Annotated in this window: 19 protein-coding genes; 17 read left to right on the top strand and 2 right to left on the bottom strand. The window is 71.2% G+C overall.

Features of this window, described 5'->3' with window-relative positions:
• The first annotated feature begins 11 nt into the window (after positions 1-11).
• From paaN to ABZ880_RS29410, 11 genes are read left to right on the top strand one after another with little or no spacing between them, the layout of a single operon-like run.
• Entirely contained in the window at positions 12-1,706 is a 1,695-nt protein-coding gene (paaN, locus tag ABZ880_RS29460; protein ID WP_361268559.1) for a phenylacetic acid degradation protein PaaN, read from the top strand.
• Entirely contained in the window at positions 1,696-2,877 is a 1,182-nt protein-coding gene (locus tag ABZ880_RS29455; RefSeq protein ID WP_361268556.1) for a thiolase family protein, read from the top strand. The genes paaN and ABZ880_RS29455 overlap by 11 nt, the downstream gene beginning before the upstream one ends.
• Positions 2,874-3,665, top strand: a complete 792-nt coding sequence (locus ABZ880_RS29450) for an enoyl-CoA hydratase/isomerase family protein (RefSeq protein WP_361268553.1) — start codon at positions 2,874-2,876, stop codon at positions 3,663-3,665. Before ABZ880_RS29455 ends, ABZ880_RS29450 begins: the two co-directional genes overlap by 4 nt.
• Positions 3,662-4,525: a 3-hydroxyacyl-CoA dehydrogenase family protein gene (locus ABZ880_RS29445; protein WP_361268550.1), complete on the top strand. Its 864-nt coding sequence runs from the start codon at positions 3,662-3,664 to the stop codon at positions 4,523-4,525. Before ABZ880_RS29450 ends, ABZ880_RS29445 begins: the two co-directional genes overlap by 4 nt.
• The gene (locus ABZ880_RS29440) at positions 4,516-5,331 is read left to right on the top strand and encodes an enoyl-CoA hydratase-related protein (RefSeq protein ID WP_361268548.1); all 816 of its coding nucleotides are present in this window, start codon (positions 4,516-4,518) and stop codon (positions 5,329-5,331) included. The genes ABZ880_RS29445 and ABZ880_RS29440 overlap by 10 nt, the downstream gene beginning before the upstream one ends.
• A gap of 23 nt (positions 5,332-5,354) precedes the next feature.
• Entirely contained in the window at positions 5,355-6,299 is a 945-nt protein-coding gene (gene paaA, locus ABZ880_RS29435) for a 1,2-phenylacetyl-CoA epoxidase subunit PaaA (RefSeq protein ID WP_361268545.1), read from the top strand.
• Complete coding sequence (gene paaB / locus ABZ880_RS29430; RefSeq protein ID WP_361268542.1) at positions 6,296-6,592, top strand: 1,2-phenylacetyl-CoA epoxidase subunit PaaB; 297 nt, start codon at positions 6,296-6,298, stop codon at positions 6,590-6,592. Before paaA ends, paaB begins: the two co-directional genes overlap by 4 nt.
• A gap of 19 nt (positions 6,593-6,611) precedes the next feature.
• Positions 6,612-7,478, top strand: coding sequence for a 1,2-phenylacetyl-CoA epoxidase subunit PaaC (gene paaC / locus ABZ880_RS29425; RefSeq protein ID WP_361268540.1), 867 nt, complete (start codon positions 6,612-6,614; stop codon positions 7,476-7,478).
• A complete protein-coding gene (paaD, locus tag ABZ880_RS29420) occupies positions 7,472-7,990 on the top strand; it encodes a 1,2-phenylacetyl-CoA epoxidase subunit PaaD (protein WP_361268538.1) in 519 nt (172 codons plus the stop codon). Before paaC ends, paaD begins: the two co-directional genes overlap by 7 nt.
• Positions 7,987-9,090 (top strand): 1,2-phenylacetyl-CoA epoxidase subunit PaaE, encoded by a 1,104-nt coding sequence (paaE, locus tag ABZ880_RS29415; protein ID WP_361268536.1) that lies wholly within the window; start codon positions 7,987-7,989, stop codon positions 9,088-9,090. Before paaD ends, paaE begins: the two co-directional genes overlap by 4 nt.
• A 31-nt stretch (positions 9,091-9,121) precedes the next feature.
• Entirely contained in the window at positions 9,122-9,652 is a 531-nt protein-coding gene (locus ABZ880_RS29410; protein ID WP_361268534.1) for an SRPBCC family protein, read from the top strand.
• Between the two features lie 40 nt (positions 9,653-9,692).
• On the opposite strand, the gene ABZ880_RS29405 is transcribed toward ABZ880_RS29410, so the two are convergent.
• Positions 9,693-10,841: an acyl-CoA dehydrogenase family protein gene (locus ABZ880_RS29405; RefSeq protein ID WP_361268531.1), complete on the bottom strand. Its 1,149-nt coding sequence runs from the start codon at positions 10,839-10,841 to the stop codon at positions 9,693-9,695.
• Positions 10,842-10,996: 155 nt separating this feature from the next.
• Here ABZ880_RS29405 and ABZ880_RS29400 point away from each other — a divergent pair, with 155 nt between their 5' ends.
• Positions 10,997-11,857 carry a PaaX family transcriptional regulator C-terminal domain-containing protein gene (locus tag ABZ880_RS29400; RefSeq protein WP_361268528.1) on the top strand — a complete coding sequence of 287 codons (861 nt, stop codon included), beginning with the start codon at positions 10,997-10,999 and terminating at the stop codon, positions 11,855-11,857.
• Between the two features lie 46 nt (positions 11,858-11,903).
• On the opposite strand, the gene ABZ880_RS29395 is transcribed toward ABZ880_RS29400, so the two are convergent.
• On the bottom strand, positions 11,904-12,791 hold the full coding sequence (locus tag ABZ880_RS29395) for a PaaX family transcriptional regulator C-terminal domain-containing protein (RefSeq protein ID WP_361268525.1): 888 nt from the start codon (positions 12,789-12,791) through the stop codon (positions 11,904-11,906).
• 370 nt (positions 12,792-13,161) lie between these two features.
• Between ABZ880_RS29395 and ABZ880_RS29390 the strand changes: the two genes are divergently transcribed.
• The 5 genes from ABZ880_RS29390 (at position 13,162) to ABZ880_RS29370 (ending at position 18,549) form a co-directional block, all read left to right on the top strand.
• The gene (locus ABZ880_RS29390) at positions 13,162-14,139 is read left to right on the top strand and encodes an ABC transporter substrate-binding protein (RefSeq protein WP_361268522.1); all 978 of its coding nucleotides are present in this window, start codon (positions 13,162-13,164) and stop codon (positions 14,137-14,139) included.
• A 98-nt stretch (positions 14,140-14,237) separates the two neighbouring features.
• Positions 14,238-14,987 carry an ABC transporter permease gene (locus ABZ880_RS29385; RefSeq protein WP_361268971.1) on the top strand — a complete coding sequence of 250 codons (750 nt, stop codon included), beginning with the start codon at positions 14,238-14,240 and terminating at the stop codon, positions 14,985-14,987.
• A gap of 4 nt (positions 14,988-14,991) precedes the next feature.
• Positions 14,992-15,774, top strand: coding sequence for an ABC transporter permease subunit (locus ABZ880_RS29380; protein ID WP_361268519.1), 783 nt, complete (start codon positions 14,992-14,994; stop codon positions 15,772-15,774).
• Positions 15,775-15,787: 13 nt separating this feature from the next.
• A complete protein-coding gene (locus tag ABZ880_RS29375) occupies positions 15,788-16,606 on the top strand; it encodes an ABC transporter ATP-binding protein (protein ID WP_361268516.1) in 819 nt (272 codons plus the stop codon).
• Positions 16,607-17,169: 563 nt separating this feature from the next.
• Positions 17,170-18,549 (top strand): hypothetical protein, encoded by a 1,380-nt coding sequence (locus tag ABZ880_RS29370; protein ID WP_361268514.1) that lies wholly within the window; start codon positions 17,170-17,172, stop codon positions 18,547-18,549.
• Positions 18,550-18,584: the final 35 nt, after the last annotated feature.

Below are 18,584 nucleotides of genomic sequence, written 5' to 3'. Positions count from 1 at the left end.
CTGGAGTCTTCATGTCCACCTTCTACGCCCGCCACGCCGACCTGCTCGAACAGGCCGTGGCCCGCACCACCGACCGCGGCTACTGGACGCCGTATCCGGAGACCCCGAGCGCCTCCGTGTACGGAGCGGGAGCGCCCGAGGCGGGCGAGGCGGCCTTCCGTGCCCTCCTCGACCGTCCCTTCCCGCTCGACGGACACCCCACCACCGGCACCGTCCCGGCCACGGAGGTGTCGCCGTACGGGTTCCCGCTCGGCGTCAGCTACCCGCACCTGGCGCCCGAGGCCGCCGTGGCGACCGCCAAGTCGGCTGCCCGGGCCTGGCGTTCGGCGAGCCCCGACGTGCGGGCCGGTGTGGCGGCCGAGATCCTGGCCCGCCTCAACGCGGCGAGCTTCGAGATCGCGCACGCCGTCCAGCACACCACCGGCCAGCCCTTCGTGATGGCCTTCCAGGCGGGCGGCGCGCACGCCCAGGACCGCGGCCTGGAGGCGGTGGCGTACGCCTGGGAGGCACAGCGGCGCCACCCGGCCACCGCGCGCTGGAGCAAGCCCCGGCGCCGGGGCGGACCGCTGGTCATGGACAAGACCTTCACGCCGGTGGGCCGGGGCGTAGCCGTACTCATCGCCTGCAACACCTTCCCCACCTGGAACGGCTACCCGGGGTTCTTCGCGAGCCTGGTCACCGGCAACCCGGTGATCGTCAAGCCGCACCGGCGGGCCGTGCTGCCGCTGGCGATCACCGTGCGGATCGCCCGCGAGGTGCTGGCGGAGGCCGGCTTCGACCCCGACGTGGTGCTGCTGGCCGCCTCGCGCCCCGAGGAGCGCACCGCGCCCGCCCTGGCCACCCACCCCGACGTGCGGATCGTGGACTTCACCGGGTCGAGCCAGTTCGGCGACTGGCTGGAGGACAACGCCCGCCAGGCCGTCGTGCACACGGAGAAGGCGGGTCTCAACACCGTCGTCGTGGACTCCACGGACGACTACACCGGGCTGCTGCGCAACCTGGCGTTCTCACTGTCGCTCTACAGCGGGCAGATGTGCACCACCCCGCAGAACATCCTGGTGCCGCGCGACGGGTTCGAAACGGACCAAGGGCCGCGTACGGCCGACGAGTTCGCCGCCGATCTGGGCTCCGCGCTGGACGACCTGCTGGCCGAACCGGCCCGGGCCGCCGCCACCCTCGGCGCGATCGTGAACGACGGGGTTCTCGCACGCCTGGAGGAGGCGGCGGGCCTGGGCCGTACTGCCCGTCCCTCGCGGGCCGTTGCGCATCCCGACCACCCGGACGCCGTGGTCCGCACCCCGCTGGTGGCCCGGCTGGACGCGGAGGCCGACGAGAAGACCTACACGAGCGAGTGGTTCGGGCCGGTCTCCTTCGTCATCGCCACCGACGACACCACGCACTCGCTGCGCGTCCTGCACGACACCGTGCGACGTCACGGCGCGCTGACCGCCTGCGTGTACGCGACCGGCGAGGACGTGCCGGCGGCGGCCCGGCAGACGGCCCTCGAGGCGGGCGTGCACCTCTCGGAGAACCTGACCGGCGACGTGTTCGCCAACCAGTCCGCCGCCTTCAGCGACTTCCACGGCAGCTCGGCCAACCCGGCCGCGAACGCCACCCTGACCGATCCGGCGTTCGTCACCGGCAGGTTCGCCGTCCTGCAGTCCCGCCGCCACGCGCCCGCCGAGGAGCACGCCGATGTCCGATGAGGTCTATCTGATCGACGGGGCCCGTACCCCGCAGGGCCGTTACGGCGGTGCCCTGGCGTCCGTGCGTCCCGACGACCTGGCCGCGCTCGTCGTCGGCGAGGCGGTACGGCGCGCCGGGATCCCGGCCGACGGCGTGGACGAGGTGATCCTCGGCGCCGCGAACCAGGCCGGCGAGGACAACCGTGACGTCGCGCGGATGGCCGTACTGCTGGCCGGCCTTCCGCACACCGTGCCCGGGTACACCGTCAACCGGCTGTGCGCGTCCGGGCTCACGGCGGTCGCGTCCGCCGCGCAGGCCATCAGGGCCGGTGAGGCGGAACTGGCCGTGGCCGGCGGGGTCGAGTCGATGACCCGTGCGCCGTGGGTGACGGCCAAGCCGGGCACCCCCTGGGCGCGGCCGGGCGAGGTCCACGACAGCTCCCTCGGCTGGCGGTTCACCAATCCGCGCTTCCCCGCGACGACCACCTTGTCGATGGGCGAGACCGCGGAGGAGGTCGCCGCCCTGGACGGCATCGGCCGCCTGGACGCGGACGCCTTCGCGCTGCGCAGCCACCGGCGGGCGGTGGCCGCGCAGAGGGCGGGCCGTTTCACGGCGGAGATCGTCCCGGTGCCGGTGGCGGACGGTGAGGTGACCGAGGACGAAGGACCGCGCCCGACGACCACGCTGGAGAGGCTCGGCGGCCTGCGCACCGTCTTCCGCCGGGAGGGCATCGTCACCGCGGGCAACTCCTCGCCGCTGTCCGACGGGGCGGCCGCGCTGGTGGTCGCGAGCGGGGCGACCGTGCAGCGGTGCGGGCTCACGCCCCGGGCCCGTGTCGTCACCGCCGCCTCGGCCGGGGCCGAGCCGCACCTGATGGGCCTCGGCCCGGTACCGGCCACCGCGAAGGCCCTGGACCGGGCGGGCTGGACGGCCGCCGACCTCGACGCCGTCGAACTCAACGAGGCCTTCGCCGCCCAGGCCCTCGCCGTCATACGCCGGTTGAAGCTCGACCCGGACCGCGTCAACGCCGACGGCGGCGCCATCGCCCTGGGCCACCCCTTGGGCTGCTCCGGCGCCCGCATCCTGCTCACCCTGCTGGGCCGACTGGAACGCGAAGGCGGCCGCCGGGGGTTGGCGACCCTGTGCGTCGGGGTCGGACAGGGCGTGGCCATGCTCGTGGAGCGGATATGAGCACGGCTGAGAGACCGGCGTACGACAACTCCGGTAAGGAAAGCCCGTCGTACGAGACCCTGTCGGTCGAGCAGCGCACGGACCGCACGGTCGTCACCCTGCGTCGGCCCGCCGCCCGCAACGCCGTCAACGGGCGCATGATCGCCGAACTCCACCGGGTGTGCGAGGAGTTGGAGCGCGCTCCGAAGCTCCTCCTGCTCACCGGGCACGGCGGGGTCTTCGCCGGCGGCGCCGACATCGGTGAACTGCGGCGGCGCGGGCGGGACGAGGCCCTTGAGGGGATCAACAGCCGCCTGTTCCAGCGGGTGCGCAGGCTGCCGCTGCCGACCGTGGCCGCGGTGCCGGGCTGGGCGCTGGGCGGCGGCGCCGAGTTGGCGTACGCCTGCGATCTCAGGATCGCCGGGCCCGACGCGGTCTTCGGCAACCCCGAGCCGGGTCTGGGGATCCTCGCCGCAGCCGGTGCGTGCTGGCGGCTGCGGGAGCTGGTGGGCGAGTCGGTGGCCAAGCAGGTCCTGCTCGCCGGGCGCACCCTCGACGCCCGTGCCGCGCTCGCCTGCGGGCTGGTCCTGGACGTCGTACCGACGGACCGGCTGATGGCCGAGGCGCACGCGCTGCTCGACCGGATGTCCCGTTCCTCGGCGCTCGCCCTGCGGCTCACCAAGCTCGTCACCGACGCCTCCGGGGCTCATCCGGTGGCCGACGACCTCGCCCAGGCGGTGCTCTTCGAGAGCCCGGACAAGGAGGAGCGCATGACGCGCTTCCTGGAGAAGAAGGGAGGCCGGGGATGAGCACGGCAGCACCACCCGCTGTGGTGGGGGTGATCGGCGGCGGTCGCATGGGTGCCGGTATCGCCCAGTCGTTCGCGGCCGCGGGGTCGCGGGTGGTCGTGTTGGAGCGCGACGGCTCGACCGCGGCCGCGGCAATGGAGCGGATCACCAAGGGACTTCGGCAGGCGGCGGAGCGCGGGACGCTCGCCGGGCCGCCGGACCTCGGCGTACCGGACCGTGTCACCGTCGTCTCCTCGATCGCCCAACTGCCGCACGGCACGGACCTGGTCGTCGAGGCCGTCTTCGAAGAGGCGGCGCTCAAGGCGCAGTTGCTGGCCGCCGCGGAGGATGTCGTGCACGGCGGGTGCGTGCTGGCCAGCAACACCAGCTCCCTGTCGGTCACCGCCCTCGCGGCGGTGCTGCGGCGTCCGGGGCGGTTCCTGGGGATGCACTTCTTCAATCCCGTGCCCGTGTCCGCCCTCGTCGAGCTGGTCCTGGCCCCCGACACGGCGGAGGCGACCCGGGCCGCGGCGGTCCGCTGGACGCATGCCCTCGGCAAACAGGACGTCGTCGTCAAGGACTCGCCCGGATTCGCCAGCAGCCGCCTCGGCCTCGCCCTCGGTCTGGAGGCGATCCGCATGGTCGAGGAAGGCGTCGCCGACCCCGACGCCATCGACACGGCCATGAGCCTCGGCTACCGGCACCCGATGGGCCCGCTGCGCCTGACCGACGTGGTGGGACTCGACGTACGGCTCGCCATCGCGGAGCACCTGCGCGCCACGCTCGGCGAACGGTTCGCACCGCCGCGGCTGCTGCGGGAGAAGGTCGCCCGCGGTGAGCTGGGCCGCAAGAGCGGTCAGGGGTTCTATCGATGGCAGTGACCGAGATTCCGAGATCGCACGGCGTGTCGTACGAGGTCACCGACTCCGTGGCCGTGATCGAACTGCGCGGCCGCACCACCGGCAACGCCCTCGACGCACACCTGCGCAGCGCCCTCCTGATGGCCGCCCGGCGGCTGACCACGGACGCCCGGCGCGAGGTGCGGGCGGCGCTGATCACCGCCCGCGGCCGGCACTTCTGCGTCGGCCAGGACCTCAAGGAGCACGCCCACCTGCTCAAGACCTCGCCCGCCACCGCCTTCGCCAACATCCCCGAGCACTACAACCCGCTGGTGAAGGAGCTGCACGCACTGCCCATCCCACTCGTCGTCGCGGTGGAGGGCTCCTGCGTCGGCGCCGGACTGGGCCTCGCGCTCTGCGCAGACCTACGCGTGGCGGCCGAGGGCGCCCGTTTCGCCACCGCGTTCGGCGGTGTCGGCCTCGCCTCGGACTCGGGCGTGGCCCGCGCCCTGGCCCGGCAGCTGGGCCCCTCGCGCACCGCCGGACTCATGCTGCTCGGCGACACCTTCACCGCGCGGGACGCCGAGCAGTGGGGGCTGGTGCACCGCGTCGTGGCAAACGGCGCTGCTGCCGCCGAGGGCGTGACCCTGGCCCGTGCGCTGGCCGCCGGGCCCACCGCCGCACACCGGGAGACCAAGGCGCTGCTGCGGTCGGCGAGCACCACGGCCCTGCCTGCGGCACTGGAGCGCGAGTCGGTCGTCCAGCGGCGGCTCGGCACCACCGACGACCACCGCGAGGCCGTCACCGCCTTCCTCGAACGGCGCGGGCCGGACTTCCGCGGCCGCTGACCACCCACCCCGAAGGAGCACCGATGACAGAACCACCTGCCTCCACGGACATGTCCGCCTTCGAGGACGCCATCGCCCGCGACCGGCGCATCGAACCCCGCGACCGGATGCCCGACGCCTACCGGGCCACACTCGTGCGGCAGATCGCCCAGCACGCCCACTCCGAGGTCATCGGCATGCAGCCGGAGGGCGAGTGGATCACCCGGGCGCCCTCGCTGCGCCGGAAGGCGATCCTGTTCGCCAAGGTGCAGGACGAGGCCGGGCACGGGCTGTATCTCTACTCGGCGGCCGAGACGCTCGGCGCCGACCGCACGGAGCTGACCGAGCGGCTGATCGACGGCCGTCAGAAGTACTCCTCGATCTTCAACTACCCCACCCGCACCTTCGCCGACGTCGGAGTGATCGGCTGGTTCGTGGACGGCGCGGCCATCTGCAACCAGGTCCCCCTGTGCCGCACCTCCTACGGCCCGTACGGACGCGCCATGGTCCGCGTCTGCAAGGAGGAGTCCTTCCACCAACGGCAGGGCTACGAACTGCTGTTGACCATGATGCGCGGCACCGGCGAGCAGCGCGCCATGGTGCAGGACGCCGTCGACCGCTGGTGGTGGCCGTCCCTGATGATGTTCGGCCCGCCCGACGACGACTCCCCCAACTCGGCCCGCTCCATGGCCTGGAGGATCAAGCGGCACTCCAACGACGTCCTGCGGCAGCGCTTCGTCGACATGACCGTCCCGCAGGCCGAGAAGCTGGGCGTCACCCTGCCCGACCCGGAGTTGCGGTGGAACGAGGAGCGCGGCCACCACGACTTCGGCACCCCCGACTGGGACGAGCTGAAGCGGGTCGTCTCGGGTGACGGGCCGTGCAACGCGGAGCGGATCGCCCGGCGCCGGGCCGCTCACGAGGAGGGCGCCTGGGTGCGTGCGGCGGCCGTCGCCCACGCGGCCAAGCGGAAGGGGACGGCAGCATGAGTGCGATCACCAGGGCCGGCTGGCCGCTGTACGAGGTGTTCGTCCGCGGCAAGCGCGGACTCAACCACGTCCATGTCGGCTCCCTGCGCGCCGCCGACGACGACATGGCCCTGCTCCACGCCCGCGACCTCTACACCCGGCGCAACGAGGGCGTGAGCATCTGGGCCGTGCGCTCGGACACCATCGCCGCCTCCGCGCCCGACGAGAAGGACCCCTTCTTCGCGCCCAGTGGCGACAAGGTCTACCGCCACCCCACCTTCTACGACATCCCCGACGACGTACCCCACATCTAGCGACACCGAGGAGCAGCGCATGAACGACGAGGACCTGTACGTCGACGGCGACAGCGCGCGCTGGGCGTTCGGCACCGGCTTCACCGACCCGCTGCACGGCGTCGACCAGGCGGTGCCCGACGGGGTCGACGCGGACGACCTGGCCGCCTGCTGTGCGGCGCTCGGCGACGACGCCCTGGTGTCCGCGCAGCGGCTGGCCGAATGGTGCACCCGCGCCCCGGAGTTGGAGGAGGAGCTGGCGCTGGCCAACATCGGCCTCGACCTCCTGGGCCAGGCGCGGCTGCTGTACGCGCGCGCCGGTCGCGCCGACGGCACGGGCCGCGACGAGGATGCGTACGCCTACTTCCGCGACCCGGAGGACTTCCGCAACGTACGCCTCGCCGAACTGCCGGGCGGCGACTTCGCGTTCACCGTCGCCCGCCTGCTGGTCTTGTCCATCTGGCGGCTGGCCGTGTGCGAGGCGCTCACCGCGGCCCCCGACCCGGTCCTGGCCGCGATCGCCGCCAAGAGCGTCAAGGAGCTTGCCTACCACCGCCGTTGGGCCGCCGAGTGGACGATACGGCTCGGTGACGGCACCGACGAGTCGGCCGGCCGGGTGCGGGCCGCGCTCGACGCCCTCGCCCCCTGGCTGGACGAGCTGCTGACGGACCGTACGGCCGCGCGCCTCGGCGCGGATCCGGTCGCCGTCGCCGCAAGGACGCGCCTGGAGCTGTTCCATGTGCTGGCCGATGCCGGCCTGAACCGGTCCGCCGACGCGTCCCCGCTCGACCCGCCGGCGGCCCCGGTCCCGGGTTCCGGCAGGAACGGAGACCACACCCCGCACCTGGCACCGCTCCTGGCCGAGCTGCAGAGCGTCGCCCGCGCCCACCCGGAGGCGTCGTGGTGACGGCCTCGCCCGAACGGGCCCTGCGGATCGCCGCCGAGGCCCCCGACCCCGAGCTGCCGATGCTGACGCTCGCCGACCTCGGCGTGCTGCACGGCATCGAGGTGACACCGCACGGAACCGTCGTCGCACGGCTCACCCCGACCTACGCGGGCTGCCCCGCCGTGGCCGAGATGCGCGCGGAGGTGGCTGCCCGGCTGCGGGCGGCCGGCTTCGCCGACGTGCGGGTCGTCACGGTGCTCGATCCACCGTGGACGACGGACCGCATCACGGACGAGGGCCGTCGCAAGCTGGCGGAGCACGGCATCGCACCGCCCGGCCCACGAGACGCGCAGGGTTCGCAGCCGGCCCGGATCTGGCTGAGCCTTGCCACCGCGCCGGCCCCAGTCCCTTGCCCGCGTTGCGCCTCGGCCGACACCGAGGAGATCTCGCGCTTCGCCGCCACCGCCTGTACGGCACTTCGCCGCTGCCGTGCCTGTCTGGAGCCGTTCCCGCACGTCAAGGACCTGCCATGACCCTGCCTTCCGTCCGGTCCCGCCGCCGCCCGGCCTTCCACGCCCTGCGGGTGTACGCCGTGGAACCGCTGTGCGCCGACGCCGCCGCCCTCACCCTGGAGGTCCCCCGCCGTCTCGCCGCCGAGTTCGCGTTCCGGCCGGGTCAGTGCCTCACCGTGCGCCGCGAGATCGACGGTCGTGACGAGCGGCGCTCGTACTCGATCTGCTCACCGGCCGGTACGGCACCGCGCATCGGCGTCCGTGTGGTCCCGGGCGGGTTGTTCTCGTCCTGGCTGGTGCACGGCGTCAAGCCCGGGGACACCCTCCAAGTCATGCCTCCGGCGGGTGCGTTCACCCCGGACCTGACCGTCACCGACGGCCTCGGCCATCATGTCCTGCTCGCCGCCGGGTCCGGCATCACGCCGATGCTGTCCATCGCCGCGTCCGTGCTGACCGCGGACGCGGACGCGCACGTCACGCTCCTGTACGGCAACCGGCGCGCCGGCACGGTGATGTTCGCGGACGAGCTGGCGGACCTGAAGGACCGCCACCCGGCCCGCTTCCACCTCGCGCACGTGTTGTCCCGCGAGCCGCGCGAGGCGGAGTTGCTCTCCGGCCGTCTGGACAGCGTGCGGCTGACCGCGCTGCTGGACGCGCTCCTCGACGTCCGGGAGGTGTCCCACTGGTGGCTGTGCGGTCCGCACGGCATGGTGCGCGACGCCCGAACGCTCCTCACCGGGCTCGGCGTCCCGACGGACCGCGTCCACCAGGAACTGTTCCACGCGGACGAGGAATCGGCCCCCGCATCCTCCGCCGACCACGACGACGTCACCGACCGGGGCCCGACGAGCGAGGTCACCGTGGTCCTCGACAGCAGGGCGACCACGTTCACCGCGCCACGCCACCGGAGCATCCTCGACGCCGCCCAACAGGCCCGCCCCGACCTGCCGTTCGCCTGCAAGGGCGGAGTCTGCGGAACCTGCCGCGCCCTCGTCACCGACGGCGACGCCGACATGCGCCGCAACTACGCCCTGGAACCGGCGGAGGTCTCCGCGGGCTACGTCCTCACTTGCCAGACCTACGCCGCCTCCGACACCCTCACGGTCGACTTCGACAGTTGAGGACGCGGGAGCAAAACTTGGGAGGAAGCCCGTGCGGTACGCCGAGGCGCCGAGCGCGAGTGGTGACGTCCACGTGGAAGCGGCTTTGTCGCGGGTGTGGACCCTGGTGACCGACATCGCCCTGCCGGCCCGCCTGAGTCCTGAACTCCAGCGTGTGGAATGGCTCGACGGCGTGCAGGGGCCTGCCGTGGGGGCGCGTTTCGCGGGCTACAACCGCCACCGGATGATCGGCGAGTGGCGGACCGTCTCGCACATCGTCGAACTGGAGGAGCAGCGGGTGTTCTGCTGGGCGGTCGTCGACGAGGACGGCCGGTTCGGCACCCCGTCGCGGCGCCCCGCCGACCGGCTGGCCACCTGGCGCTTCGAACTGGGCCCCGAGGGGACCGGCACTCAACTGCGGCACATCGCCCGGATCGGTCCGGGCCGTTCGGGGGTCAGCCTGGCGATCGACCACATGCCCGACCGCGAGGAAGAGATCGTCGCCTTCAGGATCGCCGAGCTGCGCACGAACATCGAAGCCACCCTGCGCGGCGTGAAGGAACTGGCCGAACAGCCGGACTAGGCCGTACCGCCGGGATCGCTGCTGCTGCCGTGTGGTCGCATCACCGCAGCAGCGACTTGCCGATGATCTCTTTCATGATCTCGGTCGTGCCGGCGAACAGCGTGCTGGCGCGGGTGTCGACGAAGTCCTTGGCGATCGGGTACTCCGTCATGTAGCCGTATCCGCCGTGCAGTTGCAGACAGCGGGAGACGAGATGCTGCTGGCGCTCGGTCACCCACCACTTGGCCATCGCCGCCTCTGTGGCGGTCAGACGGCCGGCGGCCAGTTCGCCGACGCAGCGGTCCGTGAAGGTCCGGGCGATCTCCGTCTCGGTCGCCAGCTCGGCCAGGGTGAACCTCGTCGCCTGGAGGGATGAGAGCGGGCGGTCGAAGACGATCCGGTCCCGGGTGTAGGCGATCGTCTCGTCGAGGACGCGCCGCATGGTGGCGGCAGCGGTGACGGTGACGCTGAGGCGCTCCTGCGGCAGGTTCCGCTTCAGGTACTGCATGCCCCGCCCTTCCTCACCGAGCAGGTTCGCGGTCGGCACGGGCACGTCGGTGAGGGACAGTTCGGCCGTGTCCTGGGCGGACAGGCCGAGCTTGTCCAGCTTGCGGCCTCGTTCGAAGCCCGGCATGCCCCGCTCCACCACGAACAGACTGAGCGCCTCCTGCCCGTCGTCGGCGGTGGTACGGGCGACCACGATCACCAGGTCGGCGAGGATCCCGTTGCTGATGAAGGTCTTCGTGCCGTTCAGCAGATAGCCGTCCGCGGCCCGTTGGGCACGCGTGCGTATCCCGCGCAGATCGCTGCCGGCGCCGGGCTCGGTCATGGCGATGGCCGCGACCAGGCTTCCGTCCGCGAGCCCCGGCAGCCAGCGCGACTTCTGCTCGGGGGTGGCGAGTTCGCGGAAGTAGGGGGCGATCAGGTCGGTGAAGCCGTTGATGTTCATGACGACCGAGGTGGCGCCGGCCCGGCACAACTCCTCGTTGAGGACCGCGTTGTAGCGGAAGTCGTCCACGCCGCTGCCGCCGTACTCCTCCTCCACTCCGAGCCCGAGCAGTCCGGCGGCGCCCGCGGCCCGAAACAGCGAACGGTCGACCTGGCCGGCCAGCTCCCACGAGGCAAGGTGCGGGATGACCTCCTTGGCGACAAAAGCCCTCGCCATGGCCCGGAAGTCCTTGTGGTCGGTGTCGTAGAGCTCGCGCTTCATACAGGGCATGCCTCCTCGTTCGTACATCAGGCACGGCCGACACAGACGGCAGAGTATGTCGGATCTCGCTTGACCGGAAGAGATCCGACATAAATTGGGGGTGCCGGTCGGGAGGAAAATGGGGACGCCAACGACCTCAGGACGAAAGGCGAGTGATGACGCTGCCCGTGGACCTGCCGCAGGACGAGGCGAAGAACAGCACCCAGCTGCTGATCCTGGCCGCCCACGGGCGCTACTCGAGGCTGTTGCGGGGCTGGTCCTCGGTGGCCGACCTGATCACGCTCATGGAACAGCTGGGCGTACCGGCCCAGGCGACGCGCTCGGCCGTGACCCGGATGACCCGCCGCGATCTGCTCGTACCGCAGCGGCGCGGCACGGTGCGCGGCTATGCCGCGACCGCCAAGGCGCAGCTCATCTTCGAGGAGGGCGACGAGGTGGTCTACGCCCCGCTGAAACCGGCACGGCTGGAGGACGGTTGGGTCATCGTCTCCTTCTCGGTCCCCGAAGCCGACCGGGAGAAGCGCTACACCCTGCGCAAACGCCTCGTCTGGCTCGGCATGGGCCAGCTCGACAGCGGCCTGTGGATCGCTCCCGCCCGGGTCCTTCCCACCGTGCTGAAGTGGGTGCGCCGGCTCGGCCTTGAGCAGTACGTCGACGCCTTCACCGCCCGCCATGAAGGCCTCGGCGACACCGCCGCGCTCGCCCGCCGGGCCTGGAACCTCGAGGAACTCGCCGCCTCGTACGACAAGTTCCTGGGCGCGTGGTCGCCGGTACTGAGATCCGTCAGCAGGCCGGGCTCGGTCACCGAACCCGGCGACGCCTTCGCCCTGCACACCCTGGCGCTCGAGCAGTGGATGCGCTTCCCCTATCTGGACCCGGGCCTTCCGGCAGAACTGCTGCCCGCGGGCTGGCAGGGCGAGGCCGCCCAGGAAGTCGCGCACGAGTTGAGGGAGCGCTTCGAGGCACTGGCCTTCGAGTACGTCGCCTCGGTGGTCGGCGACCCTGCCGAGCAGTGACGCGCGCCGACGTGACCGCCGGGCGCCCCCGGCGCCGTAGCACCGCTCAGGAGGCTTCCGGAGGAGTCGTCTCCAGCAGATCGGCGGCCACCCGGCGGGCAGGCTCCCCCGCCTGTTCGGCGATGCGCCGGAAGGTCGCTTCCGCCGAGCGGGCGGGCCAGTCGGGGGGCAGGTGCCGGGCGGGCAGCCGGGGGTCGGTGCGGATGGTGCCCAGCCACTCGGCGACCAGACGCAGATGGGTGCCCAGCGGGTCGCCGCAGGGGCTGCCGACGCGGCCGGTCCACCGCTGCTCGAAGGCGGTGTAGCGGGCGGCGATGGACGCCAGGTCCCAGGTGTCACGGATCATCACGTCGACGTCGGTCGCGACGTCGGCGCGGGCATGGAAGATCTTGACGTGGGCGGCGATGCCGAGTTCGGTGACGATCTCGGAGATGTCGACATCGCCCGGCGCGATCCACAGGCCGCTGAAGAGGGGGCCGAACCCGGACCAGGTGAGCCGGGAGCGCAGGTCGTGGCGCTGGCGCCGCCAGGCTTCGGGCAGCGAGAAGCCGAGCAGGGTCCAGGATCCGTCCCAGTCGTCGTTGACCGGGCTGGTGTGCCAGATGCGCCTGCGGCCGTCGTGGAGTATCTGCGTCGCGTGCGGGGTCAGACCGAAGTACATGCGGCGCCCCTGCCGCCGGCGCTGCAGCAGGCCGCGGTTGACCATGCGGGTGAGGGTGGAGCGGACGGCCTGCTCCCCGACTCCCACACGCCCCAGGGCGTCGATGATGCTGCGCGAGTACACACACAGCGGGCCCTTCTCCAGGACGTGGTCGCCGAAGAAGGCGAACAGGAGCGACTGCGGGCGCAGTTGAGGGCCGCTCGGGAAGTCCGGGTCGGTGACACCGGCGTTCTCGCCGTCCACGTCGGACAGGTTCACCTGGGAGAGCGTCATGTGCAGGAGTTCGTGAGGGCCATGCGTTGAGCTCCTTTGTCCTGCTGGAGGGCGTGGCGCCGAACCTGCGGAGTCTTCTTCGCCCGGGGGGAATGACAGCGCGAAGGTAGGCGTGTAGATTGCGCCCGTCAAGAAGCTGCACAACATCACGGTCGACACACCCGTCATTGCGCAGCGAGCCGCTCCATGCGACGACCCGCCCCCCACTCCGCACCGACGGAGCAACCGGGAGTCCCACCCAGAACTCCCGCAGCACCCCGATTGACGACACGTTCGGCAACGACCTGGCGTCCGCGCCACTCGCTCAATTGTGCATAAATGCGCTCAAATGCGCATCATCCTCATTCACGCTTCCGTCAGGAGGAGCCCCATGCGACGGCGCATTCTCGGGCTTGCGACAGCAGTGGTCATGGCCGCCGGTGCGGCCGGATGCGGGTCATCGTCCGCCGACGCCGGCGGTGCATCGGCCTCGGGCAGCGGCAAGACCACCCAGGTCAAGGTCGGCATCGTCCCGATCGTCGATGTGGCACCGCTCTATCTGGGCCAGAAGAAGGGCTTCTTCAAGAGCCGCGGGATCGCTCTGCAGATGGAGAGCGCCCAGGGCGGCGCCGCGATCATTCCCGGCGTGGTGAGCGGACAGTTCCAGTTCGGGTTCAGCAACACCACCTCGCTGATGATCGCCCAGACCAAGGGAGTTCCGGTGAAGTCGGTGGCCAACGGTTCGGCCACGACCGGGAACACCACGACCGACGTCAGCGGCGTGGCGGTCAAGAAGAACAGCCCGATCAAGTCGGCCAAGGATCTCGCCGGGCACACGGTGGCGGTGAACACCCTGCAGAACATCGGTGACACCACGGTGCGCGAGGCGGTGCGCAAGGACGGCGGTGACCCGTCGAAGGTGAAGTTCGTCGAGCTGGCCTTCGACCAGATGCCGGCCGCCCTCGACGGCGGCCAGGTGGACGCGGCCTGGATGGCCGAACCGGCTCTGACGATCGCCAAGTCCCAGGGCGCCCGGGTCGTGACCTCACCGTTCGCGGAGACCGACCCCAAGCTCACGCTGGCCACCTACTTCACCTCGACCCAGGTGGCGCAGAAGAACCCCGACCTGGTGAAGAAGTTCGCCGAGGCGATGGCCGAGTCGCTCACGTACGCCTCCGCGCACCCGGACGAGGCGCGCCAGATCCTCACCACCTACACCAAGATCGACGGCGAGGTGCTGAAGAACCTGACGCTGCCCTCCTGGCCCGCCGCGTACAACACGGCGTCCCTGGAGAAGCTGGCCTCGCTCGGTGAGCAGGACGGCATCTTCGGCGACAAGAAGCCCGACCTGAAGGCGCTGTTCCAGTGACGCCTGCGGCCGTCTCGTCCGTGAAGACGAAGCCCGCCGGGACCGGTGACGGTCCCGGCGGGGCCCCCGCCCGGCGCGGGCCCGGCAGCGTCACCGCGCTGCGCGGGCTCGCCGGTCTGGCCGGTCTGGTGGCGCTCCTGGAGGTACTCCCCCACACCGGAGCGGTCTCGCCCGACTACCTTCCGCCCGCCTCACAGACGGGGCGCACCCTGGGGCACCTGCTCGGCGAGAACACCTTCTGGGCGGCGCTCGGCGACACCCTGACCGGGTGGGGCCTGGGCCTGGCCGTCGCGGTCGTGGCCGGGGTGGTGGTCGGCGTGGTGATCGGCTCCGTTCCCGTGCTGCGCGCGATGACCGCCTCCACCATCGAGTTCCTGCGGCCCATCCCGTCGGTGGCGCTGATCCCGGTGGCGGTGCTGCTCTACGGCACCGACCTGCAGTCGACGTTGCTGCTGGTGGTGTACGCCTCCTTCTGGCAGGTGCTCGTCCAGGTGCTGGCCGGCACGCACGACGTCGACCCGGTCGCGGACGACACCGCCCGCAGCTATCTGCTCGGCAGGTGGGGACGGGTGCGGTACGTCCTGTGGCCCACCGCGCTGCCGTACGTGATGACGGGCGTGCGGCTGGCATCCGCCGTGGCGCTGGTCCTCGCGATCACGGCGGAACTCGTCATCGGCTCACCCGGCCTCGGCCACGAGATCGCCGTCGCGCAGAACTCCGGCGCCGTACCCCGGGTGTACGCCCTGGTGCTGGTCACCGGGCTGCTGGGGGTGGCGATCAACGTGGTGGCGCGGGCCGTCGAGCGGCGGGCACTGCACTGGCACCAGTCCCAGCGCAGGGAGGGATGACCTGATGAGCATCCTCGCAGTGGGCCGACGGGTTCTGCTCGTGCTGGGTCTGCCCGCGGTGCTGTTCGCCGTGTGGTGGTTCGCCACCGCCGGCAGCACCGACTTCTACGTGCCACCGCTCTCCGCCATCCTGCGAAAGTTCGGGGAGGTGTGGGTGGGCGACCGGCTGACGGCCGACGTCCTGCCGAGCCTGCTCCGGCTGACCGTGGGCTACCTCCTCGCCGTCGTCGTCGGTGTCGGACTCGGCCTCCTGGTCGGCATGCACCGCGTCGTACGGGACGTGCTGGAGCCCGTGCTGGAGCTCTTCCGGGCCATCCCTCCCCCGGTGCTCGTACCCGTGATCATGCTGTTCGCGGGCATCGGCGACACCATGAAGGTCATCGTCGTCGCCAGCGGCTGCGTGTGGCCGATCCTGCTCAACACGGTCGAGGGCGTCCGCGCCGTCGACGAGGTGCTCGGCGACACCTGCCGCTCCTACGGCATCACCGGCCCGTCCCGTCTGTGGCACCTCGTGCTGCGCTCGGCCAGCCCGCAGATCGTCACGGGCATGCGGCAGTCGCTGTCGATCGGCATCATCCTCATGGTCATCAGCGAGATGTTCGCCGCCAGCAACGGACTCGGCTTCACCATCGTGCAGTTCCAACGCACCTTCGCCATCCCGGAGATGTGGAGCGGCGTCCTGCTGCTGGGCCTGCTCGGCTTCGCCCTGTCCCTGCTCTTCCGCCTCGCCGAGAACCGGGTCCTGGCCTGGTACCACGGCCTGCGCCGCGCCCAGCGCAACACCTGAGAAGGAGACGTCGATGCTCGACGTACGCAACCTGCAGATGACCTACACCGGCCGGAACCGCACCGTCGAGGCGCTGCGCAGTCTCAGCTTCCACATCGACGCCGGTGAACTGGTGTGCCTCGTCGGCCCGTCGGGCTGCGGCAAGACGACCCTGCTGAAGTGCATGGCCGGACTGCTCACTCCCACCGGCGGCGAGGTGATGCTGGACGGCCGCCCGGTCAGCGGGCCGCCGCCCGGCATGGCGGTGGTCTTCCAGGAGTACGGCCGCTCGCTGTTCGCCTGGATGAACGTGCGCGACAACGTGGCCCTCCCGCTGCGCCGCAAGAAGCTCGGCAAGGCACGCGAGAGGGAACTCGTCGACCACGCCCTGGAGGTGGTGGGCCTGGCCGACGCCCACCACGCGTATCCCTGGCAGCTCTCCGGCGGTATGCAGCAGCGCGTCGCCATCGCCCGCGCCGTCGCCTACGAGCCGAAGGTGCTGCTCATGGACGAGCCGTTCGCGGCGGTCGACGCGCAGACCCGCGCCGACCTGGAGGACCTCATCCGGCGCCTGTGGCACGAGCTGGGCGTCACGGTCCTGTTCGTCACCCACGACATCGACGAAGCCGTCTACCTCGGCCAGCGCACGATCATCCTGTCGAAGTCGCCGACCGTGGTGCAGGAGGACCTGCCCATCGATCTGCCCGACGAGCGCGACCAGTTGCACACCCGCTCCAGCGCCCGCTTCGGCGAACTGCGCGCGCACGTCTACGAACAGATCCAGCGCGCCAAGCACCACAGCGGCGACACGGAGGCCCCCGCCGCGAGCGTGCGTAGCAACTCCCGGCCGTAGCCGTTGCCGTTGGGCATGCGGACCTTGGCCGCGTCGGCATTCGGGCGTCCCACGAACGCCTCGGCAACCGCGAGGAGTCTGCTTTTCTGGGCGGCGCTCAGCGCGGATGCCGGTGTAGGCCTCGACCGTCGTTGGTACGGCGGATCTTCTCCGTGGTCTCCCGGCCGTCGGCGCTCAGCGCCGCCTTCCTCACAGCGGCACCCAGAGCATTTTGAGCATCCGTCAGGTTTCGATGCGATTGCCAGCGGCCGCGCGGGCGACTATCGCCGAGAAGAATGAGCGACGCATGAACTCTGAACTTCCCATGCTTTCTGTGGATTTCCTCAGAGTTACCGCAGTACGCAGCCATGAGGCCTGCTCGCGGCATGCCGTCGTCATGCGCAATCATTGATCCCGCGCCGCCGTCGTTGACCGCCCGCGGCATCAATGCCAGTGTCACGGAACGCCGGATCCGCATTTCCCTTTTCGCTGCGCCTGTTCGGAAATACGGTCCCTAGTCGCTCGCGATTTACCGCAAACGCCGAATCCGGGCAGGCCGTCGTTCCAGCTGTAAGGAGAGAATTTTGACGCCGATCAACGAAGACCGGACGGTGCGGCAGGACGGCCAGTTATACCGGCGGTCGTTTCTGAACGGCTCCATCGCCGCCACAGTGGCGGCCGCGTCCCTCGCGAGCGGCACGGGTGCGGCGCAGGCGGCCCAGGCTTCGCTCAAGGCGGGAGCCGGACGGGCCGCCATCGGCATCCCGTCGTCCCTGCTGCCGTTGGACGGTTTCACCACCGTCCACGACGACCTCCACGTGCGCGTCCTGCTGGTGGAGAGCGGCTCCCGGCGCATCGCCCTCGTCGTACTGGACCTGACGTCGATCAGCGCGGAGGCGATCGCCCGGATACGGGCAGTCGTGTCCAAAGCGGCCGGTGTGGCGCCCGACGACATCGTGGTGACCGTGACGCACACCTTCTCCGCCCCGCATGTGCAGGCGAGTTCGAGCAGCGCCGGCGCCGCCCAGTACGTGCAGAACATCACCGCGGCCACCTCGACCGCGGTGGCGGCAGCGGTGACGAGCCTGCAGCCCGCGCGCGTCGGGTACGGCACCGGCAAGTGCGACGTCAACGTCAACCGGGATGTCCGCACGGCCGACGGCTGGTGGCTGGGCACCGGCGAGGCAGGCACCTCCGACAAGAGCATCGGCGTCACCCGCTTCGACGACCTGAACGGCGAACCGATCGCCGTGCTCATGAACTACAGCGTCCAGTCCTCGGTCATGATGGAGTCGGTCATGGCGAACGGGGACCTGCCGATCAGCGCCGACCTGGCCGGCGCGGCGGCGAACCACCTCGAGAAGCAGTACGGCGGCGACGTCGTCGGGTTCTTCCTCGTCGGCTCGTGCGGCGACCAGTCCCCCGCGTTCCGCTCCAAGCGGTACACCATCGACAAGGACGGGCAGTGGTCACAGGCCGACGCGAAGGACGCGGGCTGGATCCTGCTGACGGTGCAGGGCGAACGCCTGGGCACCGAGGCCGTGCGGGTCAGCGAGACCATCAAGACCTCCGGCCCGCCTGCGGGGGCGACGCTGCGCCTGCTGACCGACACCGTCACGGTCGACACGGTGACGATGGGACACCCGACGGCGCCGACCACGTCGTACGACTTCACACCGACCGGCACCGCCGACGTGCCGATCTGGATACTGCAGGTCGGTGACGGCGTGTTCGTCGGCGTGGCGCCGGAACTGTCCACCGACACCGCGCTCGGCATCAAGAAGCACTCCCCGTTCCCGCACACCGCGGTGATGTCGATGCTCGAGGGCGGCGCCAAGAACATGGCCGAAGCCCAGAGCTATGCCCGGATCACATACGAGGCGATGGACTCCTCCTACGCCCAGGGCGCGGCCGAGACGGTCGCGGCCAAGATCGGCGACCTGCTGCGCTCGCTGCGCGGCTGATCCCCCCACTTTCTTCAACTCCCCCCACCGTTAAA

Origin of the sequence: Streptomyces sp. NPDC047043, assembly GCF_040644055.1 — a bacterium.
Taxonomy (GTDB): Bacteria; Actinomycetota; Actinomycetes; order Streptomycetales; family Streptomycetaceae; genus Streptomyces.
This window is presented reverse-complemented; position numbering and strand designations above follow the sequence as displayed.

Coding starts and splice junctions, on each gene's coding strand:
- paaN (WP_361268559.1), top strand. CDS start 12: ATGTCCACCTTCTACGCCCGCCACGCCGACCTGCTCGAACAGGCCGTG.
- ABZ880_RS29455 (WP_361268556.1), top strand. CDS start 1,696: ATGTCCGATGAGGTCTATCTGATCGACGGGGCCCGTACCCCGCAGGGC.
- ABZ880_RS29450 (WP_361268553.1), top strand. CDS start 2,874: ATGAGCACGGCTGAGAGACCGGCGTACGACAACTCCGGTAAGGAAAGC.
- ABZ880_RS29445 (WP_361268550.1), top strand. CDS start 3,662: ATGAGCACGGCAGCACCACCCGCTGTGGTGGGGGTGATCGGCGGCGGT.
- ABZ880_RS29440 (WP_361268548.1), top strand. CDS start 4,516: ATGGCAGTGACCGAGATTCCGAGATCGCACGGCGTGTCGTACGAGGTC.
- paaA (WP_361268545.1), top strand. CDS start 5,355: ATGACAGAACCACCTGCCTCCACGGACATGTCCGCCTTCGAGGACGCC.
- paaB (WP_361268542.1), top strand. CDS start 6,296: ATGAGTGCGATCACCAGGGCCGGCTGGCCGCTGTACGAGGTGTTCGTC.
- paaC (WP_361268540.1), top strand. CDS start 6,612: ATGAACGACGAGGACCTGTACGTCGACGGCGACAGCGCGCGCTGGGCG.
- paaE (WP_361268536.1), top strand. CDS start 7,987: ATGACCCTGCCTTCCGTCCGGTCCCGCCGCCGCCCGGCCTTCCACGCC.
- ABZ880_RS29405 (WP_361268531.1), bottom strand. CDS start 10,841: ATGAAGCGCGAGCTCTACGACACCGACCACAAGGACTTCCGGGCCATG.
- ABZ880_RS29400 (WP_361268528.1), top strand. CDS start 10,997: ATGACGCTGCCCGTGGACCTGCCGCAGGACGAGGCGAAGAACAGCACC.
- ABZ880_RS29395 (WP_361268525.1), bottom strand. CDS start 12,791: ATGACGCTCTCCCAGGTGAACCTGTCCGACGTGGACGGCGAGAACGCC.
- ABZ880_RS29390 (WP_361268522.1), top strand. CDS start 13,162: ATGCGACGGCGCATTCTCGGGCTTGCGACAGCAGTGGTCATGGCCGCC.
- ABZ880_RS29380 (WP_361268519.1), top strand. CDS start 14,992: ATGAGCATCCTCGCAGTGGGCCGACGGGTTCTGCTCGTGCTGGGTCTG.
- ABZ880_RS29375 (WP_361268516.1), top strand. CDS start 15,788: ATGCTCGACGTACGCAACCTGCAGATGACCTACACCGGCCGGAACCGC.